This is a genomic window from Paracraurococcus ruber (genome assembly GCF_004353985.1).
Taxonomy (GTDB): Bacteria; Pseudomonadota; Alphaproteobacteria; order Acetobacterales; family Acetobacteraceae; genus Paracraurococcus; species Paracraurococcus ruber.
In genome coordinates, this window is record NZ_SMOA01000298.1 from 1 (window position 1) to 6177 (window position 6177).

The following is a 6177-nucleotide window of genomic DNA, read 5'->3' on the forward strand; positions in this document are numbered from 1 at the left end:
GCATCCTGGGGCATGGCCGGCGCCACCCGCGCCCGGGGGCTCGCCCCCGGGCGCGGGCAGTCGCGCTGGACTGGGGAATTTTCAGCCAGCACTTCCGGGGAGGATTGGGCCAGCAGCTACACCAGCAGGTTGCGGGGATCCGTCGAGCGTGGCCGCCCGCCGGGCTTGGCGGGTGGGATCAGAGGCTCGAGCAGCCGGAACTGCTCATCGGACATGGCTTGGCCGGAGCCGAAACTTCCAACCAAAGCGCGATCAGCCGGCGTCCACATGGCAGCATCCCAGTCGGAAACCGCCCGCAACGCCCTCCAAGGCGTTAGGATCAGGCCGTCAGGCCGGCGCCATCACCCCTTCAAAAACGGGGTCTGAGGCACGCCAACGGCAACTACCCGCCATCGCGGGCCGCTTCAAACGGCAGCGCCTGATCATTCAGCGACAGGCTCTCCTAAGTCCGATTTGCCGAATCAAAAATGCTGAGCTCCGTCACCGTGGGGTGAAGTCAGGGCCGCAAACACTTTCCATCCGGAACCTAAGCACTACGAAGCTCCATCCGCCGTGTGTTGGTACTACCGTAACAAAGAAATTTGTGCCTCCGCATAGGCAGATGCAACGCCCCGCCATCGCAATTCGGCAAGTTCCTGTATTTCTTGAACGCGCTCCAATAATAGATCCGATGCTAGTTTATTATTATTAATATAAATTGCTGCTTGGGCTTTTTCAAGTACGATTGATGTTTTATTTATTTGATCGGATTCTTTTAAGATTTTATATACTACATCGAAAGCATTAGAAAATTGAGATACAGAACGACGAACGCCACCAGTTTTCACGTCAGAAAGGTTAAGATATTCTTTAACTGCTTCATAGAAAGACCTGACTTCAGGTGCAATATTACGGGTTTCGTTGGCTGCCCAACGCTTTGCAAGTTCGTGTAGTTGTAAGCGCTGCGCCCTAAGTTGTGCGGAAGCTTCTTGAACGAACCTAGCGGTAGAACCCGTGTCGCGAGTCTCGTCCAACTTGCGAGAAATAGCAACTAGCTGTGCTTGGTAATCGGCTTGTATAAGCTCAAGCTTTTTGAAGCATGGCTCGATGTGGTCAACGAAGAGACGTCTGTCCGCGGCAACATAGAGTTGGATTCCCTTAAACAAGAATTCGATTGCTTTGAAGGCATCTCCGACGCTAACGCCAATCATATGTGCCCCCTAACCAACTGCGTCGCGCTCGCACCAGCCGTCGTGCCGCCCAGTAGCGGGAGCCGCTCGTTCGCGTCCGGTCGCCGATTCCTTTTTCAACATCACTCTGACTAATGTTGTTCATCAAATTTCTCAAATCAGCGTTGGAAGCGGTCTCCTTTTACGAAGCCGTCAGTTGGACGCCCGCCCGTCGCGCATTGATTGGAAGTTCGGCTTCTGCGAAGTGCTAATGTATAAGCGACTGCCCGTACCTGATTTTGCAAACGGGCAGTAAGCACTTTTTCGACACGTTCTTTGAACTGCTGAGGTGTCATCAAGCCAAAGCGTCTGATCGGTCGGCCAGCCACTCCCGCAGCTTGGACCAGCGCTGCCGGCCCGCGACGCCGCGCACCGCGATGGCGACCGCCCTCGGCTGGCCCACCAGCACCACCAGCCGCTTGCCGCGGGTGACGCCGGTGTAGAGCAGGTTCCGCTGCAGCATGGCGTAGTGCTGCGTCAGCACCGGGATCACCACCGCCGGGTACTCGCTGCCCTGGCTCTTGTGGATCGTCACGGCATAGGCCGGCGCCAGCGCGTCCAGCTCGCCGAGGCCGTAGGTGACGGTCCGCCCGTCGAAGCCGACCGCCACTTCGCCGGCCTCGAGGTCGACCGCCTCGACCAGGCCGAGGTCGCCGTTGAACACCTCGCGCTCGTAGTCGTTGTCGAGCTGCATCACCTTGTCGCCCGGTGCGAAGCTCCAGCCGAAGCGCTCCACCTTCGCCTCGCCGGCCGGGTTCAGCGCCGCCTGCAGCGCGATGTTGAGCGAGCGGGCGCCGACGCCGCCGCGCTGCATCGGGCACAGCACCTGGACGTCGCGGATCGGGTCGAGGCCGTAGCGGCGGGGGATGCGGGTCCCCACCAGCTCGACGATGCGGGCGAGGGCGGTCTCGGGATCCTCGGCCGGGACGAAGTGGAAGTCGCTCTCCGGCGCCGCCCGCTCCAGCTCCGGCATCAGCCCGCGGTTGATCCGGTGGGCGTTGACCACGATCCGGCTCGCGGCCGCCTGGCGGAACACCTCGGTCAGCCGCACGACCGGCAGCGCGCCGGAGCCGATAAGGTCGGCCAGCACCTGCCCCGGACCGACTGAGGGCAGCTGGTCGACATCGCCCACCACCAGCAGGGCCGCCCTGTCCGGCACCGCTCGCAGCAGGGCGTTGGCGAGAGGGACATCCACCATCGAAGCCTCGTCCACCACCACCAGGTCGCAGTCGAGCGGGGTGTCGGCGTCCCGCCGGAAGCCGCCCTTGGCCGGGTCGGCCTCCAGCAGCCGGTGCAGGGTCCTGGCCTCCAGGCCGGTGGCCTCGGTCAGCCGCTTGGCGGCCCGGCCGGTGGGGGCGGCCAGCAGCATGCGCACGCCCTTGGCGGCGAGGATGCGCAGGATGGCCCGCACGATGGTGGTCTTGCCCACCCCGGGGCCGCCGGTGATCACCAGCACCTTGGCCGCCAACGCCATGCGCACCGCCTCGGCCTGGCTCGGCGCCAGCTCGAGACCAATCCGGGCGGCAACCCAGGGCATGGCCCGCTCCGCATCGATCGCGCCCCAGGACGGCGCGCCCCGGCGCAAGGCCAGCAGCCGGTCGGCGATGGCCCGCTCGGCCCGGTACAGCCCGGCGAGGAAAACGCAATCGGCCTCGCCGACCGTATCCGCGACCACGCTGCCCTCGGCCAGCTCGAACGCCAGCGCCATGCCGATCAGCTCGGCCGGCACCTCCAGCAGCTTGCCGGCAAGCGTGACCAGCTCCGCCCGGGGCAGGCCGCAATGCCCCTCGTTGGTGGCCTCGGACAGCGCATAGGAGATCCCGGCGCGGACCCGGATCAGGGCATCCCGGGCGATGCCGAGCCGCTCGGCGATGGCGTCGGCGGTCCGGAAGCCGATGCCGCGGATGTCGCGGGCCAGCCGGTAGGGGTTGTCGGTCATCACGCGGATGGCCTCGGCCCCGTAGGTCCGGAAGATCCTGACCGCGCGCGAGGTGCCGACCCCGTGCTGGTGCAGGAAGACCATGATCTCGCGGACCATCTTCTGCTCGGCCCAGGCGGCGACGATGCGCCCGGCCCGCACCGGGCCGATGCCGGGCACCTCGCGCAGCCGCTCCGGGCTGGCCTCGATGACCTCGAACACCGCCTCGCCGAAGGCGCCGACCAGCTTGCCGGCATAGGCTGGGCCGATGCCGCGGATCATGCCGGAGGCCAGGTACCTGCGCATGCCCTCGGCGGTGGTCGGGGCCGAGGTGCGCAGGAACCTGGCACGGAACTGCTGGCCGTGCTCGCGGTCGTTCACCCACTCGCCGCCGGCGTTGACCCATTCGCCGGCCGAGATCGCCGCGGCGTGGCCGACCACGGTGACCAGGTCGCGCCGGCCGCGCGCCTTCACGCGCAGCACGCAGAAGCCGTTCTCGGCGTTGTGGAAGGTGACGCGCTCGACCAGCCCGGCCAGTACCTCCAGGGCTGCGGCGGCGGCCGGCGCAGGCAGGGCGGGGCTGACGGGCATGCCTTGATCGTCGGGGCGGGCAGTGGTCTCCCGCAAGACGGGCTGCAGCGCGCGCCGATAGCCGCTTCCGAACCGCAACAGGCGCTACGTGTGGGGCCGCGATTTCCGGCGCGGTGCTCCGGCGACATCGGCGCCCCGGAGTGCGTTCGGCAGCCACGGGTGGCGGAATGCCTTCCGCCCCTGTTGTCGCCCGCCCCTCTCGGCGGAACTGCGGGCCCACCGCTCTCGGCTGCAGCCTGCCGGCGATGCCCCGGCGATTACTGCCGCACGAAAACTGACCCAGTTAATGCTCGCAGGAAGTGAGACTAGCTCATCATCCCGGGCTACGAGGCCGTCCCGGCGAGTAAGGTGTCTCTTGTTCTAGAGCTACCACCAATCCTCTCATCCTCTTCCATGGCCGAAGGGACAAGAGACACATTGGCGGTTCTGTCGAGGCCCTATCAGAGGAGGATAGCCCGTCAGCTGCTCGTCAACGAGTGCTTGGGAAGGAAGGCCGCTCCAAGAGCTAGGCCGAGCTTTGACCCACCAGATGAATGTGCCACGCGGTCTATAACCGGGAGATGAAAGAGCGCTTCGTGCGTGAGATGGCGGCAGGACCTGCGGCCCGGCTTGCCCAGCCGGCTGCCGACAAGGCGATGGCAACGGCCGAGTAGGCATCGCGGTCGGGGAACTAACCGCGGAAATCCGTCGGGCGCGCCTGCAGGTCTCCGGGCACTGCATGCCACCACCCTCTCAGGACTCCCAGAAAGCCCGTGGAGGCCGTCATCGGCACGCTCCGCCACTCCCTAGCCTGAACCCTGCCAGGAGGCCTCCAGCGGAATCCTGGTGCGAGCTGGAGGCACTCTGGCCCGGGCGCTGAGCACCGTCCTCACAGTTGGATCCCTGCATGTGCCAGCGTGTCGTAAGCGCTGGCGTGGCGCCCGGGTGCTAACGGTGGCGTAGCGGCGCGGGATCTCGCCGCGCTTGGTGTGTCGCTGCCGCCCCGCCGGCAGCGGGTCGTCCGGCACGGACGTCGAGGTCACGGACGCCGCACTTCGTGCCCCTGCTGATCGAGAACAGCGGTGCAATCACCGGCTCGACTTGCTCGACAGCACCACCCAGCCCGACGACCGAGACCGATCGTGTCGAGGTGGTGCTCCGGAACGGCCGCCTGCTGCGGTTCGGGAGTATGATCGACCCCGATCGCATCGCGCGACCTCGATTTGCTTCTCGTTTATCGGCGCGGTCATCGGCAGCCCATCGGTGGCGGCGACCATGGCGGCGCATTTAGCCATGTGGCCCACGATGAAGTTCATGGCCGCGGCGGCGAGCGCCTTCGAAATGTGGAGCTGCTCCAGGGCGTCGAGGACATGGAACGTCAACCTGCGGCCGCGGGCGTCAGTCAGGACGGCGGTCTCGGACATCGGTCAGCCTCTCGGTCTAGGCGCCTCTAAACACGCCAAAAATCCTTCATGCAACGGAGCTGAATACAGCGTTCCTTTGCTTAAGTAACAGGGCGTTCCCTTGCTTGAAATTTCCCACCAAGCGCTATGGAATACTGAAAAACCTCGGATTTATTTCTTGCATTCTCGCTGCCGATCTCCATCTTGTCCGCATTCCTGGACCGTTCCAGTGGGGGACTGCCGGGCTTGGTCAGCGAAGGAGGGAGTGGATGGCTGCGACGCAGATTCAACGTCCGGCATGGGAGGGCCCCGTTTTCATCGGCGCCCTCATGCCGGCGATGCTCGCCATGCTGGCGCTCGCCGACATGGCCGCAATCGCCGTGTGGCAGCACGGCTGGGGCCCCACGGCGGCGCTGCTGGCGGCACCGATCCTCGTGGAGCTCGTCGCGTATTTGCAGGCTCGGGCGGCATCGCCATGGGAACGCAGGCTGCTGGTGGCCGCGCGGGGGTGCGCGCACGCGCTGGAGATCATCAGCCTCGGGCACGGTATCGCCGGGCTGTTCAGCGAGATCGGGCGCCGCGCCGTGCGCTGGCGATTCCGGAAGTGATGTGCCGGGATGTCGTCTGCTGTCGGCGCATCCAAGTCGGCCGCGACGGCCGGACGCACGGTGGGGTGGTCCTGCCATGTCTAGGCGTTCGACGCCGCCTCGGCCCAGATAGCGGCCCTATCCGTCGCGGGCGTCTCCGTGCCGGGCATGGCCATATCTTCTATGTCGCCGGACGCCGCCGTGGGGTACGGCTCAGCCTCGGCCGTCGGGTGGGCCTCGACGGTGGCGTCCGGCCGGCCCGTCGCCTCCACCACGTCGAAGCCGAGCCGCCGGTCGGTTCTGGCGCCGCCCTGCAGCACCTTGTAGTAGGCGATCAGGGCGCCGAGCAGGACGTAGGTCTCCCGGCTGGTGTCAACGGTCCGCGGAAACTCCCCAGAAGTGGGCCGGCAAAATTCCCCACTGGCTGGGCATCGGTGATCAGCCGGCGCGTTGATCGGCGACTTCCTGGATTTTTGGTGGCCGGCCGCGAC

Annotated in this window: 5 protein-coding genes; 1 reads left to right on the forward strand and 4 read right to left on the reverse strand. The window is 65.8% G+C overall.

Translation table 11 applies throughout. From position 1 onward, the window contains the following. Positions 1-563: 563 nt before the first annotated feature. The 3 genes from E2C05_RS27420 to E2C05_RS27430 all read right to left on the reverse strand — a co-directional run bounded on the left by E2C05_RS27420 (position 564) and on the right by E2C05_RS27430 (position 5120). A complete protein-coding gene (locus E2C05_RS27420) occupies positions 564-1190 on the reverse strand; it encodes a hypothetical protein (protein ID WP_133222829.1) in 627 nt (208 codons plus the stop codon). Positions 1191-1503: 313 nt separating this feature from the next. Then, positions 1504-3717: an SF1B family DNA helicase RecD2 gene (gene recD2 / locus E2C05_RS27425; protein WP_133222830.1), complete on the reverse strand. Its 2214-nt coding sequence runs from the start codon at positions 3715-3717 to the stop codon at positions 1504-1506. A 1067-nt stretch (positions 3718-4784) separates the two neighbouring features. After that, entirely contained in the window at positions 4785-5120 is a 336-nt protein-coding gene (locus tag E2C05_RS27430) for a hypothetical protein (RefSeq protein WP_133222831.1), read from the reverse strand. A 248-nt stretch (positions 5121-5368) separates the two neighbouring features. On the opposite strand from E2C05_RS27430, the gene E2C05_RS27435 reads away from it, so the two are divergent. Further along, positions 5369-5707 (forward strand): hypothetical protein, encoded by a 339-nt coding sequence (locus E2C05_RS27435; RefSeq protein WP_133222832.1) that lies wholly within the window; start codon positions 5369-5371, stop codon positions 5705-5707. An 80-nt stretch (positions 5708-5787) separates the two neighbouring features. On the opposite strand, the gene E2C05_RS33460 is transcribed toward E2C05_RS27435, so the two are convergent. Further along, positions 5788-6177: hypothetical protein (locus tag E2C05_RS33460; protein ID WP_158292401.1), on the reverse strand; the 390-nt coding region annotated here is incomplete at its 5' end.